Consider the following 19311-nt stretch of genomic DNA (forward strand, 5'->3'; position numbering starts at 1 on the left):
CGCATTTCGGCCATTGGCCTCTTGCCCTATGCTTCGCGCTTGCGGCGTTCTTCCTCGACCAATTCCTTTTTCGACAATTTGCCCACCAATGTCCGGGGCAGAGAGGCGCGGATCTCGATCTCCTTGGGGATCTCGATCTTGTTGAGATAATCGGCCAGAAAGGCCTTCAATTCCTCTGGCGTCGTGCTGGTGCCATCGTGCAGCTTGACGAAAAGTTTGGGCGCCTGTCCGCGATAGGTGTCGGGAATGCCGATGGCGATGGCTTCCTCGACGGCGGGGTGGTGATAGGCGGCATCCTCGATCACGCGGGGATAGACGTTGAAGCCCCCGCACAGGATCACATCCTTCATCCGGTCGACAAGGAAGAGATAGCCTTCATCATCCAGATAGCCGATGTCGCCGGTGCGCAGCGCGCCATCGACAAAGGTTTTGGCGGTGTCTTCGGGGCGGTGCCAATATCCCTGCATCACCTGCGGCCCGCGCGCGCAAACCTCGCCCCGTTCACCCGTGGGCAGAAGTTCGCCGGTTTCCGGGTTGCGGATTTCGATCACCGTGGCCGGGAAAGCCGGGCCGCAGCTGTTGTCCTTGATCCGCCCGTTAATCGGGTTGCAGGTGATGATGGGGCTGGCCTCGGACAGGCCGTATCCTTCGGTGATGATCGCCCCGGTCAGCTTTTCAAACGCCTGTCGCACGTCCAATGGCAAAGGCGCCCCCCCCGATACACAGGCCGACAGATGCGACAGGTCGGGTGCTTCGGCAGCCGACACCTGATTGTTCATCGCGACCCAGATGGTGGGCACGCCAAAGATGATCGTGGGCCGCGTGCGTTTGATCGTCGCCAACATCTGTTTAAGGTCAAAGCGGGCCAGCAGCACGATTTGCGCGGCAACCTCGATTGAAAAATTCAGCACCGTGGTCAGCGCAAAGACATGGAACATGGGCAAGACGCCCAGCACCCGTTCCTGCTCATCCATATTATGCCCAAGATGGGCCAGCATCTGGGCCGAATTGGCGGTCAGATTGGCATGGCTGAGCATCGCGCCCTTGGGCGTGCCGGTGGTGCCGCCGGTATATTGCAACACGGCCAGATCATGGGGGTGGCGCTCTATGGGCGGCAATTCGGGCTTGCGCTCAATCAGGCGGAAGAAGCCGATATGCAGGTCATCCTCATGATAACGCGCATGTTCGCGCCGTTTCAGCACGCGCCAGCCCAGCGATTGCAACGTGGGCAGGATCGGGGCCAGCGGGCACATCACGATCTTTTCGATCCCGGCACCCGGCCCGACTTCGCGCACCTTGTTATAAATGCTGGCCACATCGGGCACGGCAATCATGCGCGCCCCGGAATCGCGGATCAGATGGTCCATTTCCCGCGGGGTATAAAGCGGGTTGAGATTGACGATGACCGCGCCAATCTTCAACGCCGCAAAATACATCACCACGAAATAGGGCGTGTTGGGCAGGCACAGCGCAAAGCGATCCCCTTTGCGCAGGCCCATCGCATATAGACCCCGCGCGGCGCGGTCGGCCAATGCGCCCACCTCGCCATAGGTCCATGTCCGGCCCAGAAAGTCGAGCGCGACCCTGTCGGCATGATGCTCGACCGCCTTGTCCAGCAGGTCGGTCAGGAGCCGTTCCTTGGGGCACCATCCCTTCTGCTGCATGGCTTTGACATCATCCATGGTAATCATCGCTCGCCCTTTCTTTTGTTTTTATCGTCGGGTTGCGCCTCAGAGCGTGAAGCGGCCACCCAGTGCAAAAATGAACACATGGCCCGAATTGACCGAACCATTCATCAGGATCGGCGTTTGCGCCGCCGTGCCGACATAGGCGGCGGTGTTGCGGTTGATCGGGCCGCTGTCCACGGTCAGGTAATTGACGCCGACATCGACCGAGAAACGCTTCGACATCTGATGCGTGGCGCCCATGGCAAAGACCCAGCGGTTGGTGTCGGGCACGCGCGCGTCGCGTTCGTTATTACGCACCGGCGTCAAATCGCGCGCCACGCCCGCCCGCAGCGTCCAGCGCGGCGAAACCACCACATCGACGCCCGTGGCATAGGTCCAGCTGTCGCGATAGTTTTCGGGGATTGCGCTGTTATAGGGCGCGGCCAGACGGATCGCGTCAAATTTGGACCATCCCGCCGCGGTCACCTGTGCGTTCCATGTGATGGCGGGGGTGATGGCGTAACGCACGCCAAAAATCGCCTGCCAAGGCGTGCTGAAGCTGGCCGACGTGTTGGTCACACCATTGCTGGGTGCCAGAGGGCCGAGCAGGCCCGCCACCGTCACCGTGCCTTTGAGCGTGTGCTTGATCGAGGACTTATAGCTGGCGGCGATGCTGACCGGGCCGCGCTGGAACTGGAAACCGGCGGACCAGCCGATGTCCCATCCATTGCCCTTCAGATTTTGCGAACCATCGGCCAGAAGCGGCGACAGGTTGGGCAGGGCATTGCTCAATTCCGCCTTGGAATATTCGATATTGGCCGCAACACCCAGACGCAGGCCGGGGATCGCCTCGATGGCAATGCCGGGTTGAATATCGATGGTCATCAGCGTCGAACGCAGCGCCGAATAGCGCGCCCAGCTGTTGGTCGAATATTCGGTGGTGAAATTATAGGGCGCCGTCACGGCAAGACCCAGCGCCACCTTGTCATTCAACCCATAAGAGATCGCGCCGGTGGGCACGACGCCATTGTGGATGGGGTTGCTGCTGACCTGATCACCGCCGACGGGGGCCGAGCTTTGGCCGGGGCGCACGATGATCGTGTTGATATTGTTCATCTTGGCCGTGGGCAGGATGGCGCTGGCCCCGACGTTGATGGCCAGACCCTTTTGCCCGGCGATGGCCGCCGGGTTCCACCAAAGCGATTCAGGGCCGGTGTCGGCCACTTCGCCCGAATAGGCGCGCCCGGTGGCCTTGGGGCTTTGTTCAACGATGTAAAAACCGCTGGCCATGGCATGGGCCGGGATCAAGCCCAGCAGCACGGCAGAAAATTTGGCAACTCGTGAATATGTGCGAACCGAAGTCATTTTTTTGCCTCCCCTCAAACGGGATTGCCCTTATCGGGCCGGTTGTGTCAGCGCAGGCGCTTCCAGGTCTGGCTCTTGCATAAAGGCCAAACAATGCAACCTTTTACCTTCAACGTATCGCGATCGATTGGGGTCACGGTGGCCTGATAGTTGCCGCCGTCATCGGCGTTATAGATCGTGCCGCCCGCCCAATCCGAACCCTTCTGGTGAAAACCTTGAAGGATGGTCAGGCCCTTGAGCAACCTCTCGCGCTGAGAGGCATCCTTGTTCTTCACATCGCGCAATCGCGGGTTGGTGCGCAGCGCGTCGGATTCCACCAACCGTCCACAGATGGAGGTGCCGCATGTGGTGATTTCCACCACACCGTGGCGCGTTTCGGTCTGCCAGCGGCCCATCGCATCCGATGCCGCAGGCGCGGCAGCCGCCGCCAATATCCCCAAGAGGGCAATCATCCTTTCAGCTCCTTCTCCATACCCGGCATCGGTGTCATCCCCGGTGCTTGGGGCCGATGGCATTAGGTGCGTTTTGGCACTCTGCTCGTGTCGGCGAATCAGTGTATGCATCAAAAATTGGTTGACGTATAGGGAAAGTTGGGCACCAATAGAGCAGAAGGGTGCAGGGCATGATTCCTTGCGCCACAAATCGGAAGAGGATTTGCGATGCGTAACGTGGTCATTGCGGGCTATGCCCGTTCTCCTTTCCATCTGGCGGGCAAGGGCGCTCTGGCCCGTGTGCGGCCTGACGATCTGGCCGCCGCGGTGGTTCAGGGTTTGATCGCGCGCACTGGTGTCGATGCCGCCGCGATCGAAGATCTGATCGTTGGCTGCGCCTTTCCCGAAGGCGAACAGGGCTTTAACGTGGCCCGCCTGATTGGTCTGATTGCCGATCTGCCGTTGTCGGTGGGAGGCATGACGGTCAACCGTTTTTGCGGTTCGTCGATGAGCGCGATCCATTATGCGGCGGGCCAGATCCAACTGGGCGCGGGCGAAGTGTTCATTTCGGCCGGCGTTGAATCGATGAGCCGCGTGCCCATGATGGGCTTTAACCCGATGCCCAATCCGGCGCTGGCCAAAAAGAGCGCGGCCTATCTGGGCATGGGCGATACGGCCGAAAACGTCGCCGCCAAATTCGGCATCACCCGCGAGGCGCAGGAAGGTTTTGCCGTGGAAAGCCAGCGCAAGGCGGGCGCGGCGATTGCGGCGGGCCTGCTGAACGATGAAATCGTGCCCGTGGGCGGTGTTGACGCCGATGGCACCCCGCGTCCGGGCACAACGGCTGAAACCCTGGCGGGCCTCAAGCCTGCCTTTTCCGCTACCGGCACGGTGACCGCCGGTACGGCCAGCCCCCTGACCGATGGCGCCGCCGCCGTTCTGGTGTGCAGCGAGGATTATGCTGTGGCCAACGGCCTGCCCATTCTGGCGCGGATCAAATCGGTGGCGATCAGCGGGTGTCAGCCCGAAATCATGGGCATGGGTCCGGTCGAATCGAGCCGCAAGGCGCTGGCCCGCGCGGGGATTTCGGTTTCCGATCTCGATGTTGTCGAACTCAACGAAGCCTTTGCCAGCCAGAGCCTTGCCTGCATCGGCGAACTGGGTCTGGACGTGGCCAAGGTCAACATCGACGGCGGCGCGATTGCCATCGGCCACCCGCTGGGCGCGACCGGCGCGCGCATCGTGGGCAAGGCCGCCAGCCTGTTGAAGCGGACGGGCGGCAAATACGCGCTGGCCACGCAATGTATCGGCGGCGGGCAAGGTATCGCCACGGTTCTGGAGGCCATCTGATGAAAAAGCTCTGTGTGATCGGCGCCGGAACCATGGGCGCAGGCATCGCGGCGCAGGCGGCCAATGCGGGCGTGCCGGTGCTGCTCTTGGACATTGTGCGCGATCCGGCGGACCGCAATGCCGTGGCCGCGGGCGCGGTGGAACGGTTGAAGAAGGCCGAACCGGCCGCCTTTATGAGCAAGGCTGCGGCCAAGCTGGTTGAGGTCGGCAATATCGATGACGATCTGGGTCGGGTTGCGGAATGCGACTGGGTGATCGAGGCGATTGTCGAAAAGATTGAACTCAAGCACGCTCTCTATGAAAAGCTGGAAGGTGTGCGTCGGCCCGGAACGGCGGTGTCGTCGAACACGTCCACCATCCCGCTCGACCGCCTGATCGAGGGGCGCAGCGAGGCTTTTGCCCGTGATTTCCTCATCACCCATTTCTTCAACCCGCCGCGCTATATGCGCCTGCTGGAGGTGGTGTCCGGGCCAAAGAGCGATCCAGAACTGGTCGCCCGCGTGTCTGATTTCGCCGATCGCGCCATGGGCAAGACCGTGGTGCGCGCCAAGGATACGCCCGGCTTCCTCGCCAATCGCGTCGGGACGTACTGGTTGCAAGCGGCGATCAATGCGGCCTTTGAACTGGGCGTCAGTGTTGAGGATGCCGATGCCATCGGCGGCAAACCGATGGGCGTGCCCAAGACCGGGATCTTCGGTCTGGTCGATCTGGTCGGCATTGACCTGATGCCTTATTTGAAGGCCAGCCTGACCAGCACGCTGCCCGCCAATGATCCGTATCAGGCGATTGCCCATGACCATCCACTGATCCTGAAAATGATCGTTGACGGCTATACCGGGCGCAAGGGCAAGGGCGGCTTTTACCGGATCAACCGCGAGGCGGGCAAGGTCAAGGAAGCGATCGATCTGGCCACCGGGGAATACGCCAAGGCGAAGAAGCCCGTTTCCATCCCACAGGCCGCGCAAAAGGATCTGCGCGCGCTGATTTCCGCGCCGGGCATGGTGGGGGCCTATGCATGGGCCGTGCTGGGGCCGACGCTGGCCTATGCGGCGGGGCTGATCGGCGAGGCATCGGATGATATCCTTGCCATCGATACGGCGATGAAGCTGGGCTATAATTGGAAATATGGCCCGTTTGAATTGATCGACCGGATTGGCGTGGCCGATTTCGTCGCGCGTTTGCAGGCCGAGGGGCGCGATGTTCCGGCGATCTTGGGCGTGGCGGCGGGCCGTCCGTTCTATCGCGTCGAGGAAGGCGTGCGCCAATATCTGGGCGCGGATGGCGAGTATCACGCGATTGCCCGGCCCGAGGGCGTGTTGCTACTGGAGGACATCAAGGCGGCATCCAAGCCCTTGCTCAAGACCGCCTCGGCGGCGCTGTGGGATATTGGCGACGGCGTGGTCGCGCTGGAATTCACTGGCAAGATGAACGCGCTTGACGGGGAGGTGATGAAGCTGATCGAGAAGGCGATTCTGCTGGTTGCCGAGCAGTACAAGGCGCTGGTGGTTTATAATGAAGGCTCGAACTTCTCGGCGGGCGCCAATCTTGGTCTTGCCATCTTTGCTATCAACATCGCCGCATGGGGCGAGGTGGAAAAGCTGGTCGCGGGCGGGCAGAAGGCGTATAAGGCGCTGAAATATGCGCCCTTCCCGGTGGTGGCCGCGCCCTTTGGCATGGCGCTGGGCGGTGGCTGCGAAATCTGTCTTAATGCCGACGCGGTGCAGGCGCATGCTGAAACCTATATCGGCCTTGTCGAATGCGGCGTGGGGCTGATCCCCGGTTGGGGCGGATGCGGGGAATTGATGGTCCGCGCGGCCGAAAGCCCCAAGGCGCCCAAGGGGCCGATGCCGCCGGTGGCCAAGGCCTTTGAAACGATCTCGACCGCAACGGTCGCCAAATCGGCGGCCAATGCCAAGGAGATCGGCTATCTGCGCCCCGGCGACGGCATCACCATGAACCGCGACCGTTTGCTGGCCGATGCGAAGGCACGTGCTTTGGCCATGGCCGAAGGCTATACGCCGCCCGCGCCGCCGGTATTCCGCCTGCCCGGCGCCAGCGGCAAGACCGCGCTGGAACTGGCGGTGAAAGGTTTCCGTGCGCGCGGCATCGCCACGCCTTATGACGAGGTGGTGGCCGACAAATTGGCCACAGTTTTGACCGGAGGCGAGGCTGATGTGGTGGACATCGTGACCGAGGAGCAGTTACTCGCGCTGGAATTGCGCGAATTCATGTCGCTGGTGCGCGATAGCCGCACGCAGGCGCGGGTGGAGCATATGCTGACCACCGGCAAACCGCTGCGCAATTGACGCCGGGATAACAGGAGAGGTTTTATGCAGGTCTATACCGCCCCCTTGCGCGATATGCGCTTTGTGCTCAACGAATTGCATCAGGATGATGGCTTTGGCGGCCTGCCGGTGCATGAGGAATTTACCCAAGACTTGACCGACGCCGTGCTGGAGGAAGCCGCCAAGCTTTGTCAGGATGTGTTGTTGCCTATCAACCTTTCGGGCGATGCCGAGGGGTGTCGCTATGAAAATGGCGTGGTCACCACCCCCAAGGGTTTCAAGGAAGCCTATGACCAATTCGTCCAGAGCGGCTGGGGCGGCCTCGTCATGCCGGTCGAATATGGCGGGCAGGGCCTGCCCGAGGCCGTGGGCAAGCTGGTCGAGGAAATGATCTGTGCGACCAATGTATCTTTCAGCCTCTATCCCGGTCTGACGGCGGGCGCGGTGACGGCATTGAACGCCTATGCCAGCGAGGAATTGAAGGCGGCCTATCTGCCCAAGATGATCAGCGGCGAATGGTCGGGCACGATGAACCTGACCGAGCCGCATTGCGGGACCGATCTGGGCCTGTTGCGCACCAAGGCCGAGCCAGTGGGCGATGGCAGCTACAAGGTGACGGGCTCCAAGATCTTCATCTCGGCGGGCGAGCAGGATCTGACCAGCAATATCATCCATCTGGTGCTGGCGCGCTTGCCTGATGCACCCAAGGGGGTGAAGGGGATCAGCCTGTTCCTCGTGCCCAAGTTCATCCCCGATGCCGACGGCAATCCCGGCGCGCGCAATGGCGTCCGCGCCAGCGGGATCGAGCATAAGATGGGCATCAAGGCGTCGGCGACGTGCCAGATGCAGTTTGATGATGCCATCGGCTGGCTGGTGGGGCAGCCGCACCGGGGCCTTGAGGCGATGTTCACGATGATGAATGCCGAACGCGTGGGCGTGGGTATCCAAGGTCTGGGCATTGGCGAGGCGGCCTATCAGTCGGCGGTGTGGTATGCCAAGGACCGCTTACAGGGGCGTTCGCTCTCGGGTGCGAAATATCCCGATAAGGCCGCCGATCCGATCATCGTCCATCCCGATGTGCGCAAGAACCTGCTGACCATGCGGGCCTATAACGAAGGTTGCCGGGCGCTGGGCGCTTGGGTGGCGCGCGGGCTGGACGCGGAACGCCACGCGACCGATCCGGAAGTGCGCCAGCGGGCCGAGGATTTTGTCGCGCTGATGACGCCGGTGGTGAAAGCCTTGTTCACCGATCTGGGCCATGACAGCGCCAGTTTGGCGGTGCAGGTCTATGGCGGCCACGGCTATATCCACGAAAGCGGGGTCGAACAGTATCAGCGCGATGCGCGTATCGCCATGATCTATGAAGGCACCAATGGCATTCAGGCGCTCGATCTGGTCGGGCGTAAACTGGGCGCGCATATGGGCCGCTATCTGCGCAGCTTCTTCCACCCTGTTTCGGCCTTTATAGAGGAGAACAAGGGCGAAGGGCCGATGCAGAAGATGATCGAAGGCTTGGAAAAGGCCTTTGGGGCGCTTCAGCTTTCCACCGCGACCATTGCCGAAAAGGGCATGAAGGACGCCGAGGAAGCAGGTGCGGCGGCCACGGATTACCTGCGCCTGATGGGCCTTGTCGCCATGGCCTATTGCTTTGCCAAATCGACCAAGATCGCAGGGTTGCAGCTTTTCTTTGGCACCGAAGACAAGGCGTTCTACGAAACCAAGATCAAGACCGCGACTTTCTTCTTTGAAAAGATCCTGCCGCAGGCGACCACCCATTTCCTGGCCATCAAGGCGGGCAAGGGTTCGCTGATGGCCTTTGCCGAGGACGAGTTCTGATATGGATATCAATATCCCCCACAGCCTTGGCCGGGACGAGGCCAAGCGCCGCATCGAGGTGGGCCTGCCAAAGCTTGCCGCGCATATTCCGGGCGGGGGCAACCTCGCCTCGGAATGGAGCGGGGATTATGTGCTGGACATGACCATCACGGCGCTGGGCTCGCGCATTCCGGTGTCGCTGACCATCGAGGAGGATTGTCTGATCGGCAGCCTTGAGGTGCCGATGTTGATGAAGATGATGCAGGGGCAGGTGGCCGAATTCGTGAAAACGAGCGCGGCCAAAATGCTGGGCAAGGGTTAAGCCCTTTGAGAGGCGGCGGCCATCCCCCGCCGCCTCTCAATTTTTACGCCTCTCAATTCTTGTGCATATCCTTGTTGTTGCGCTCATATTCTTCTTCGATCTGCTTGGGCGGATCCTGCCAGCTGTCCCACGGCAGACCCTTCTTGAGCTGATAGGACCAACGCTCCATCCATTCGATCCCGTCCTTGCCGACATAGGGATCGTGGGTTTGATAGGCCGGGTCGCGCATCGCATTTTCCAGAGTGACAGGTTTCAGCCGCCGCCGTTTCAAAATCGTGGACAATTCATCCAGACTGTCGGCATTGAGCCGCGTATCGTGCAGCAGCATGACAAAGGCGATCTGGCGCCCGAACAGGGCCTCTGACGCCTTTTGATACCAACTGATCGCGCGTTCGGTGTAATCGAGATATTGGTTGCGGATACGCAGCCGCCGCGCTTCCTCGTGACGTGACAGCGCATCCTCATAGGGTTCGGCAAACATCCAGTCATCGGCATCGATCGTCACCGGCGCGATGCGATAGCCATGCTGGCCCAGCCAATGGGTGATCGCCTGTTTGGTGGCCAAAGGCGTGCCGGTTTCCAGATAGGGATGGCGGAACCAGCCCAGCTTCTTGCCCCGCGCGGCCAGCAATTCACGCGTCACCGGCTCGCCCTTGGCAATATCGTCAATATAGCCTTGCGCGCCCAGATCATTGGGCGATTCATGGCTGAACGTATGGTTGCCCAGATCCATTCCGCCGTTCAGCCACAGTTTCAGATTGGTGATCTGGCGCGCGCGCACCGCCTCGTCCAGTTTGGATTCATTGACAAAACCGATGGCGGGAATGTGATGGCGTTTCAGCCCGCGCAGCAATTCGCGGTTGATGAAATCCAGCCACGCCTGATCGTTGAACAGGCTGAGCCCCGGCAAATCGTCAAAGGTCAGCGCGACCTTGCCCATCTGTGCCGGAGGGGGCGACACCGGCTGCGCCTTTGCCCCGCCCGAAATCCCACCGGCCATTAATGCCAGCGCCAAGGCCGCACCCCAAAATCCGCGCATGCTTTACGTTCCCCGTCCGATCATTTGACAGGAGGATGCAGATCCACGCCGCCCTGCCATTCGCCCCCGATCGCCTGAATTAGCGCCACGGCGGCGGTCTGTTGGTTGACGGTATTCTGGATCAGGTTAACGCGGGCCGAATAGGCGGTGGCCTGCGCCGAGGAAACGCTGGTGAAATCCACGGTGCCGGCCTGATACTGGTTGCGGATGATGGTTTCGGCTTTGGCCGCCGATGCGTTGGCGGCCATGTAATGCGGCGCTTCGGCGCGATAGGCCGAGACCGCCGACAGGTTGGTTTCCACCTCCTGAAACGCGTTCAACACGCTCTGGCGATAGGTGGCGACGGCCGCGTCATAGGCAGCGCGGGCTTGCGCCACCTTGGCCGAACGCGCGCCAAAATCGATCAGCGTCTGCGCCGCGCTGGCCCCCAGCGACCAGAGCGAGGTGGCCGCGCTGAACAGATTGCTCATCGTGGTGGAATTGGACCCGATGGATCCCGACAGGGTGATCGTCGGGAAAAAGGCCGAACGCTGGATGCCGATGGCCGAATTGGCGGCGGCCACCAACCTTTCGGCATTGGCAATATCGGGGCGGCGTTGCAGGATGTCGCCCTGCACCACGCCGGGAACGGCAGGGACCACATCACTCCACGCAGCCGGGGCCAGATGAAATGTCGAGGGATTTTCGCCCACCAGCACCGCAATCGCATTTTCATAGGACGCGCGCAGCCGGTCCAGATCACGCAGCGAGGCTTCGGCATTGGATAGGGTCGATTGCGCGCTTTGCACATCGGCCTCGCTGATCGTGCCGACCTTCAACTTGTTGCGCGTCACCTCCAGCGATTTGCGATAGGCCGCGACCGTGTCGGTCAACATCGCCTTTTGCGCATCAATGCCGCGCAGCTGGAAATAATTGGTCGCCAATGTGCCGCGCGCCGACAATGTTGCATTGGCCAGTGTGGCCGCCGATGCCAGTGCCTGCGCCTTGGACTGGCGCATCGTATCGGCCAATTTGCCCCAGATGTCGGGCGACCAGCTGGCGCTGCCGGTGGTTGAAATGGTGGTTCCGGTGCGGGTCACGCTGCCGCTGGAACTGGTGGTGGTACCGGTGCTGTTGGCGGCAAAGGTGCCGCTGCGTGTGTCGCTGGCGCTGGCGCTGATCGTGGGGAACAGGCTGGCGCGGTTGGCCCGTACCACCGCTTCGGCCTGCGCATAGGCGGCGCGGTAATAGGCGACGTTCTGGTTCGTCACCTCTACCTTTTCTTCCAGAGACGTCAGCACCGGGTCGTCAAACAGGCGCCACCATTGCCCCTTGGCCACATCATCGGCGGGCATGGCGGGGTTCCAACCCGGATCGCCTTTGAATGCGGCGGCGGGCGCGGCGCTTTGCGGCACATGATATTTGGGGGCCATGCTGCAACCCGACAGGGCCAGCGCCGTGGTCAGAATGAGGAGTGAGCGCTTCATCATATCAGGCTTCCAAAGGTTCAGCATCGCCATGGCGAGCCAACAGATGTTCATGGGGCGAACGGCGACGCCATTTGTCCAGCGCCAGATAAACCACCGGCGTGGTCAACAGCGTCAACATCTGGCTGACGATCAAGCCGCCCACGATGGCAATGCCCAGCGGACGGCGCAATTCCGCCCCGTCACCAAACCCGATGGCCAGAGGCAGCGCGCCCAAAGCGGCGGCCAGCGTGGTCATCAGGATCGGGCGGAAACGCAGCAGGCTGGCCTCACGAATGGCGTCAAACGAGGACATGCCCCGCGACCGTTCGGATTCGATGGCGAAATCGATGATCAGGATCGCGTTCTTCTTCACAATACCGATCAGCAGCACGACCCCGATCAGCGCGATAATGTCGAATTGCCCCCCGGTGACGATCAGGGCAAAAATCGCCCCCACGCCCGCCGAGGGCAGGGTGGAAAGCACCGTCAGCGGGTGGATCGCGCTTTCATACAAAATGCCCAGCACGATATAGATCGTGACGATCGCCGCCACGATCAGCAACGGCATCGATCCGGTCGATTGCTGGAACACCTTGGCCGTGCCGCCGAAATCGCCATGGACACTGGCGGGCAGGGCAAGGCTGGCCTGCGTTGTGGCAATGGTCTGCGCCGCCTGGCCCAGCGACAGGCCCGGCGGCAGGTTGAACGAGATCGTCGCCGAGGGTTCGCCGTCGGTATGGCTGACGCTGGCCGCGGTCGATGCGTTGGCCCATGTCGCCACGGTGGAGAGCGGCACCTGCGACGTGGCGCTCGAACTCACCGCGCTGCCCTTGGCCGCATTGTTGCCCAGCGCGGCGTTGGCGTTGGTGGCCGTGGTGGACGAGGACAATTTGCCCCCCACAGGCAGGTACAGGTTGTTCAGCGCCTCTGGCCGCCCGGAATAGATGGGGTCGGCCTCCATCACCACGTGATATTGGTTCAGCCCTTGATAGATCGAGGCGACCTGCCGCTGGCCAAAGGCGTCATAGAGCGTCTGGTCGATGGTGTTCATCGCAATGCCAAGGCTGGCCGCGCGGTTGCGGTCGACGGTGACATAGGTGCTGGCGCCTGCGTCCTGCTGGTCAATATCGACGTCGGTGATCGCTTGGGGTTGCGCCTTGAGGGCCTTGACCAGCTTTTCCCCCGCCTCGCGCAGCATCTGGGCGCTTTCGGCGTGCAGGACATATTGATAGGACGCGCTGGTCTGGCGCCCGCCCGCCTGCAAATCCTGCACCGGGTTTAAAAACACGCTGACCCCCCGCACCCGCGCCAGTTTGGGGCGCAGGCGGGCGATGACATCGGTGATCGGCGGGCGTTCGCCGCGCGGTTTGAGGTTCACGAACATAAAGCCCGAACCCGCGCGCCCGCCGCCCGTGAACGCCACCAGCGTCGCGACCGCCGGATCGGCCCGGATGATATTGGCCGCCTGCGTCAGCTTTTCCGAGGTGGCGGTAAAGGACATGGATTGATCGACGCGCAGGCCGCCGGTCATCGCGCCCGTATCCTGTTGCGGCAACAATCCCTTGGGCGCGACCACGATCAGGAACACGTTCAAAATCACCGCGCCCAGCAACAGTAGCAGCACCGGTCCGCGATGGTTCAAGGCCCAGTCCAGCCGCCGCGCATAACGGGCATGAAGCCCGTCAAAGAACCGGCGCGAGGCCCGGAAAACCGCATTGTCCTTTTCCGTCCCCGGCGCGGCCAGAACGCGGCTGGCCAGCATCGGGGTTACGGTCAGGCTGGCGATCAGGCTGATGCCCACCGCCGCCGTCATGGTCAGCGCAAATTCGCGCATCAATCGCCCCATCACCCCGCCCATGAAGATCAACGGCACAAACACCGCGACCAGCGACAGCGAGATGGACAGCACGGTAAAGCCCACCTCACGCGCGCCGCGCAGGGCGGCGGGCAGGGGCGCCATCCCTTCTTCGACATGGCGGGCAATGTTTTCGACCACGACGATGGCATCGTCCACCACAAACCCCGTCGCCACGGTCAGCGCCATGAGCGAGAGATTGTCGAGCAGGAAACCCGACAGATACATCACCCCCAGCGTGCCCAGCAGCGAGACGATCACGGCGGCGGCCGGGATCAGCGTCGCGCGCCAGCTTTGCAGAAACACGCTGACCACGATCACCACCAGCAGCGTGGAGACGAGCAGCGCGATTTCCACTTCATGCAGGGATGAGCGGATCGTGATCGTGCGGTCGGTGGCGATAGACAATTTGATATCAGCGGGCAGCAGCGCCTGAAGCGCCGGCACCTGCGCGCGCAAAGCATCGACCGTTTCGACGATATTGGCGTCGGGTTGGCGCGTGACGATGATCGGCACCGACTTTTTGCCGTTGAACAGGCCCATCGTGTGCAATTCTTCCGGCCCATCGACCACGCGGGCAATGTCGGACAGGCGCACCGGGGCACCGTTGCGCCATGCGATGATCATCGGGGCAAAGTCAGCAGCCTTTAACGCGGCGGCGTTGGAATAGATCTGCCAGGACAAACCGCCCTTGGAAATGTCGATCCCCTCCAGCACGCCTCTGGGCCGGTTGGCGCTGGCCGATTGCAGGGCGGTGCGCACATCCTCCAGCCCGATCCCGGCCTGCGCCAACTGCATCGGGTTGATCTCGATCCGCACCCCCGGTAAGGCCGCGCCGCCCAGTTCGACATTGCCCACGCCCTTTACCTGCAACAGCTTTTGCTGAACGATATTGGACACCGCATCATAGATCTGATCGGGTGTGCGGGTCGGGCTGGTCAGGGCAAGGATCAGGATCGGCGCATCGGCCGGGTTCATCTTGCGATAGGTGGGATTGGTTTTGAGCGTGCTGGGCAAATCGGCGCGCGCGGCGGCAATGGCGGCCTGAACATCGCGGGCGGCCCCGTCAATGTTGCGGTTGAGGTCAAATTGCAGCACGACTTGCGATGAACCCAGCGACGATCGCGAGGTCATTTCCGTCACGCCCGCAATCGTGCCCAATCGCCGTTCCAGCGGGCTGGCCACGGTGCTGGCCATGGTTGACGGACTCGCGCCGGGCATGTTGGCCTGCACCATGACGGTGGGGATGTCCACGCGGGGCAAGGGCGCGACGGGCAGTTGAAAAAACGCCGCAATCCCCGCCAGCGCCAGGCCGATGGTCAGCAGGATCGTGCCGACGGGCCGCCGGATAAAGGGGCCGGAGATGTTCACGCAGGCAACTCCCCATGGCCCTTGCGCGCGGCGCGGCGTTCACGCCAGTTTTCAAAGGCAAGGAAGATCACCGGCGTGGTGAACAGGGTCAGGACTTGCGACAGGATCAGGCCCCCCGCGATGGACAGGCCCAAAGGTTGGCGCAATTCATGACCCATGCCCGACCCGAAAATCATAGGTACTGCGGCAAAGAGTGCGGCAAAGGTGGTCATCATGATCGGGCGGAAACGCAGATGCGCGGCGCGCTTGATCGCTTCTTCGGCGGCCATGCCTTCTTCGCGCATGGCCGCGATGGCAAAGTCGATCATCATGATCGCGTTCTTTTTCACAATGCCGATCAGCAGCACGATGCCGATAATGCCGATCACCCCTAACCCATAAGAGGTCAGCGCCAGCGCGATCAGCGCCCCCACGCCCGCCGAGGGCAGGGTGGAGAGGATCGTGACGGGATGGATGAAACTCTCATACAGCACGCCCAGCACGATATAGACCGTGATGATCGCGGCCAGCACCAGCACCAATTCATTGGCCAGCGCCGAACGAAACGCCGAAGCCGACCCCGAAAAATCCATCGTCAGCGACGAAGGCATGCCCAGATCCTTGGCCACCTGCTCGATCCGGTCCACCGCATGGCCCAGCGACACGCCCGGCGTCACGTCAAAGCCGATCGTGGCCGAGGGGAATTGCCCTTCACGCGCCAGAACCAGCGGGCTGGTCCCTTCGCGAATTGTGGCGATCGTGCCCAGCGGCACCTGCGTGCCCGAGGACAGCGGGATATAGAGCTGTTGCAGGCTTTGCGGATCGGACAACATTTGCTGATTGGCCGACAGGATCACGCGGTTCTGGCTGGATTGGGTATAGATGGTCGAGATGATGCGCTGGCCAAAGGCATCGTACAGGGCATTATCGACGCTCAGCACCGAAAGGCCCAGACGCGCGGCGGCGTCGCGGTTGACGTCCACGATCACGCTGCGCCCTTCGCCCAGCGCCGGCGCGTTGACATCGCGCAGCGAGGCTTCCGAATTCAGCGCCTTGGCCAGTTTCAGGCCCCAGGTGTTGACCGTCGCCTGATCCGCGCCATGCAGGGCAAAGCGATAGGGCGTCAGGCCCGTTTCGGTGTCGATGGTCAGATCCTGCACCGGCTGGAAATAGAGTTGAACCCCCGCCACGCCCGATGCGCGATCACGCAGCGAGGCCATGATCGCCTCCTGACCTTCGCGCTCGCTGATGGGTTTCAGGTTAATGACCATCCGCCCCTGATTAACGGTCGTGTTGGTGCCATCGACGCCCACGCTGGAGGACAAGGATTCCACGCCGGGATCTTCGAGCATCTTGGCCGCCACCTGCTGTTGCAACTGGGCCATATGGGTAAAGCTGATGTCTTGCGCCGCGACGAGTGTGACGCGGATTTGGCCGGTGTCCTGCGTCGGGAACAGGTTCTTGGGAATGCCCCAGAACAACAGGGCCGTAAACGCCACCGACCCGGCAAAGACCAGCATGGTCAGCCCCGAACGCGCCATCACCCAGCCCAGCGCGCGGGCATAGGCGGCGGCAAGGCGGTCGAATTGATGCATCGCCTTGTCCACGATCGCAAAGCGGCGCTCTTCATGCTCCGGTTTCAACCAGCGCGCGGCCAGCATCGGCACGGCGGTCAGGGCCACAAGAGCGGAAAGCGCAATGGTGACGGCCAGCGAAATAGCAAATTCACGGAACAACCGCCCCACCACATCGCCCATGAACAGCAGCGGGATCAGCACGGCAATCAGGCTGACGGTCAGGCTGATGATGGTAAAGCCGATCTCGCTGGCGCCTTTGAGCGCCGCGTCAAAAGGCTTCATCCCTTCCTCGACATAGCGGGCGATGTTTTCGATCACGACGATGGCGTCATCGACCACAAACCCGCTGGCGATGGTCAGCGCCATCAGCGTCAGATTGTTGATCGAAAAGCCCAGCGCCCACATCGCCGCAAAGGCTCCGACCAGCGACAGAGGCACCGAAATCGCCGCCACCATTGTTGCGCGCATGCTGCCTAGAAACAGGAAGATCACCAGCACGACCAGCAGCACGGCCAGAACCAGTTCAAACTGCACATCCTCGACGCTGGCGCGGATGCCCTCGGTACGGTCGGTCAGAACCTTGACCTTCACATCGGCGGGCAATTGCGCGGTCAGGTCCGGCAGGGCCGCCTTGATCGCGTCAACCGTGGCGATGACATTGGCGCCGGGCTGGCGCTGCACGTCGATGATGACGGCGCTTTGTTTGTTCATCCAACTGGCGGTGCGGGTGTTTTCCACGCCCGATTCCACGCTGGCCACATCGGACAGGCGGATTGGCGCGCCATTGGCATAGGAGACGACCAGATCGGCGTAATCCTTCGCGCTGCCCAATTGATCATTGGCGTCGATGGTCCAGCTTTTGGTGGCCCCGTCAAAGCTGCCCTTCGCCATGTTGACATTGGCGTTGGAAATCGCGCTGCGGATGCTTTCGAGGCTGAGGCCCCGCGTCGCCAGCGCGCCGACATTGGCGATGATCCGCACGGCGGGGCGCTGTCCGCCCGACAGGCTGACCAGACCCACGCCGGAAACCTGCGCGATCTTGTTTGAAAACTGCCGCTCGACAATCCCCTGCACCTCGCCCAGCGGGCGGGTTTTGGATGATACGCCAAGGGTAATGACCGGCGCATCGGCGGGGTTCACCTTGGCATAGACCGGCGGCGCGGGAAGGTCCGATGGCAGCAGGCTGTTGGCCGCATTGATCGCGGCCTGCACCTGTTGCTCGGCCACATCCAGCGCCATGTTAAGATCGAATTGCAGCGTGATGACCGAGGCCCCGCCCGATGAATTCGACGTCATGCGGGTCAGCCCCGGCATCTGGCCGAATTGCCTCTCCAGCGGACTGGTGACGGTTAATGCCATCACATCCGGGCTGGCGCCGGGATAGAGCGTGCGCACCTGTATCGTGGGATAATCCACCTGCGGCAGGGCCGAGAGCGGCAATTGCTTCCACGCGATGAAACCGGCCAGCAAGAGCGCGATCATCATCAACGTGGTGGCCACAGGGCGCAGGATGAAGGGCCGCGAAGGGCCGCCGCTTGCGGGCTGTGCGGTCACAGGTTCGACGTGCGCGCTCATTGGGCTGCCTTGCGCTTGCCCTTTGCCCCTTGCGGTCCTCCGGCGCCGGCCAGACGCACGGTTGAACCGTCATCCAGCCCATCCGCGCCTTCGGCCACCACCATCTGACCCTTGGCCAATCCGCCAAGGATCGCGGTGTTCTTGCCATCGCTGGGCCCGACCTTGACCACGGTCAGTTTGACCTTCTTGTCCGATTGCACCACGAAAACGAAATCGCCCGGCGCGCCGTGACGCAGCGCCGAAACCGGCACCACCGGCACCTGACGCAATGTATCAACCAGCATCTTTACATTGACGAACTGATTGGGGAACAAAGCCTTGGCCGAGGCGGGGTTGCTGAAACGCGCCTTGGCCTTGATCGTGCCGGTGGTCGTGTCGATCTGATTGTCAAAGGTCGAGAAAGTGCCCTGCGCCAACTGCGTCTTGCCATCCTGATCATAGGCGATGACGGGCAATCCGCTGCCCTTGGCGGCAATGGCGTTGAGATCACCCTGCGGCACGGTAAAGGCGACATCGATGGGATCGGTGCGCGTGATCGTGGCAATGCCCGCCGTGTCGGACGGGGTGACATAGGCGCCCACCGAAACCTGACGCAGACCGATGCGGCCCGAAAATGGCGCCTTGACCGCGGTATATTGCAAATTCAGCTTGGCCGTGCCGACGGCGGCGCGGTCGGCGGCGACGGTGCCTTCCAACTGGCCCACCGTGGCGCGCTGGGTGTCGAGTGTCTGGCGCGCCACCGAATCCTGCGAGGCCAGCGTTTCATAGCGCTTGAGGTCAAGTTTCGCCGAATTGAGCTGCGCCATGTCCTTGGCCAGCGTCCCTTCGGCCTGCGCGAGGCTGAGGCGATAGGGGCGCGGGTCGATCTGGGCGATCACCTGTCCTTCGCGCACCATCTGGCCTTCGGTGAACTGGATCGAGAAAACTGTGCCCGACAATTGGCTGCGCACGGCGGCCGAATCGATGGGGGTGACCGTGCCGATGGCGTTGATCTGTACCGGCATGTCGCCCAATCCCACCGGCACCGCCGACACCGCCGCCGCCGGACGGCCCGATCGCGCGTTCTTTTGCGCACCCGCGCCTGCAAACCATTTGCCGATCAGCGCCACGGCCACCAGCCCCAGCACCACCATGACATAGGCCAGCCAACGCTTGCGGGCGGGCTGTTCTTCGGGCGAAGGATAGGTCTGGACATCGGACATGAAGGACACTCCATCGGCGGCGAGGCCGGT

12 protein-coding genes are annotated in these 19311 nt (G+C 62.2%); 4 read left to right on the forward strand and 8 right to left on the reverse strand.

Annotation, left to right across the window (positions count from 1 at the left end; all coding sequences use genetic code 11):
* Nucleotides 1–26: 26 nt before the first annotated feature.
* The 3 genes from ACZ9HU_RS01075 to ACZ9HU_RS01085 all read right to left on the reverse strand — a co-directional run bounded on the left by ACZ9HU_RS01075 (nt 27) and on the right by ACZ9HU_RS01085 (nt 3484).
* Nucleotides 27–1682, reverse strand: coding sequence for a long-chain-fatty-acid--CoA ligase (locus ACZ9HU_RS01075; protein WP_476101310.1), 1656 nt, complete (start codon nt 1680–1682; stop codon nt 27–29).
* A gap of 48 nt (nt 1683–1730) precedes the next feature.
* The gene (locus tag ACZ9HU_RS01080) at nt 1731–2987 is read right to left on the reverse strand and encodes an OmpP1/FadL family transporter (protein WP_476101312.1); all 1257 of its coding nucleotides are present in this window, start codon (nt 2985–2987) and stop codon (nt 1731–1733) included.
* Between the two features lie 92 nt (nt 2988–3079).
* Nucleotides 3080–3484, reverse strand: coding sequence for a DUF2147 domain-containing protein (locus ACZ9HU_RS01085; protein ID WP_476101315.1), 405 nt, complete (start codon nt 3482–3484; stop codon nt 3080–3082).
* Between the two features lie 207 nt (nt 3485–3691).
* On the opposite strand from ACZ9HU_RS01085, the gene ACZ9HU_RS01090 reads away from it, so the two are divergent.
* The 4 genes from ACZ9HU_RS01090 to ACZ9HU_RS01105 are packed head-to-tail and all read left to right on the forward strand — an operon-like array spanning nt 3692 to nt 9235.
* The gene (locus ACZ9HU_RS01090; protein ID WP_476101319.1) at nt 3692–4813 is read left to right on the forward strand and encodes a thiolase family protein; all 1122 of its coding nucleotides are present in this window, start codon (nt 3692–3694) and stop codon (nt 4811–4813) included.
* A complete protein-coding gene (locus ACZ9HU_RS01095; RefSeq protein WP_476101322.1) occupies nt 4813–7119 on the forward strand; it encodes a 3-hydroxyacyl-CoA dehydrogenase/enoyl-CoA hydratase family protein in 2307 nt (768 codons plus the stop codon). The genes ACZ9HU_RS01090 and ACZ9HU_RS01095 overlap by 1 nt, the downstream gene beginning before the upstream one ends.
* 24 nt (nt 7120–7143) lie before the next feature.
* Nucleotides 7144–8934 (forward strand): acyl-CoA dehydrogenase C-terminal domain-containing protein, encoded by a 1791-nt coding sequence (locus tag ACZ9HU_RS01100; protein WP_476101324.1) that lies wholly within the window; start codon nt 7144–7146, stop codon nt 8932–8934.
* Nucleotide 8935: 1 nt separating this feature from the next.
* On the forward strand, nt 8936–9235 hold the full coding sequence (locus tag ACZ9HU_RS01105) for a polyhydroxyalkanoic acid system family protein (RefSeq protein WP_476101327.1): 300 nt from the start codon (nt 8936–8938) through the stop codon (nt 9233–9235).
* Nucleotides 9236–9287: 52 nt separating this feature from the next.
* On the opposite strand, the gene ACZ9HU_RS01110 is transcribed toward ACZ9HU_RS01105, so the two are convergent.
* Genes ACZ9HU_RS01110 through ACZ9HU_RS01130 form a run of 5 tightly spaced genes read right to left on the reverse strand, consistent with a single transcriptional unit; the run spans nt 9288 to nt 19281 of the window.
* Nucleotides 9288–10274 carry a polysaccharide deacetylase family protein gene (locus ACZ9HU_RS01110; RefSeq protein ID WP_476101329.1) on the reverse strand — a complete coding sequence of 329 codons (987 nt, stop codon included), beginning with the start codon at nt 10272–10274 and terminating at the stop codon, nt 9288–9290.
* Nucleotides 10275–10294: 20 nt separating this feature from the next.
* On the reverse strand, nt 10295–11743 hold the full coding sequence (locus ACZ9HU_RS01115) for an efflux transporter outer membrane subunit (RefSeq protein ID WP_476101331.1): 1449 nt from the start codon (nt 11741–11743) through the stop codon (nt 10295–10297).
* A 1-nt stretch (nt 11744) separates the two neighbouring features.
* Complete coding sequence (locus ACZ9HU_RS01120; protein WP_476101334.1) at nt 11745–14948, reverse strand: efflux RND transporter permease subunit; 3204 nt, start codon at nt 14946–14948, stop codon at nt 11745–11747.
* On the reverse strand, nt 14945–18079 hold the full coding sequence (locus tag ACZ9HU_RS01125) for an efflux RND transporter permease subunit (protein WP_476101337.1): 3135 nt from the start codon (nt 18077–18079) through the stop codon (nt 14945–14947). The genes ACZ9HU_RS01120 and ACZ9HU_RS01125 overlap by 4 nt, the downstream gene beginning before the upstream one ends.
* Nucleotides 18076–19281 (reverse strand): efflux RND transporter periplasmic adaptor subunit, encoded by a 1206-nt coding sequence (locus ACZ9HU_RS01130; RefSeq protein ID WP_476101340.1) that lies wholly within the window; start codon nt 19279–19281, stop codon nt 18076–18078. Before ACZ9HU_RS01130 ends, ACZ9HU_RS01125 begins: the two co-directional genes overlap by 4 nt.
* Nucleotides 19282–19311 lie beyond the last annotated feature (30 nt).

It is taken from the genome of Novosphingobium sp. Sphag1I (assembly GCF_056279125.1).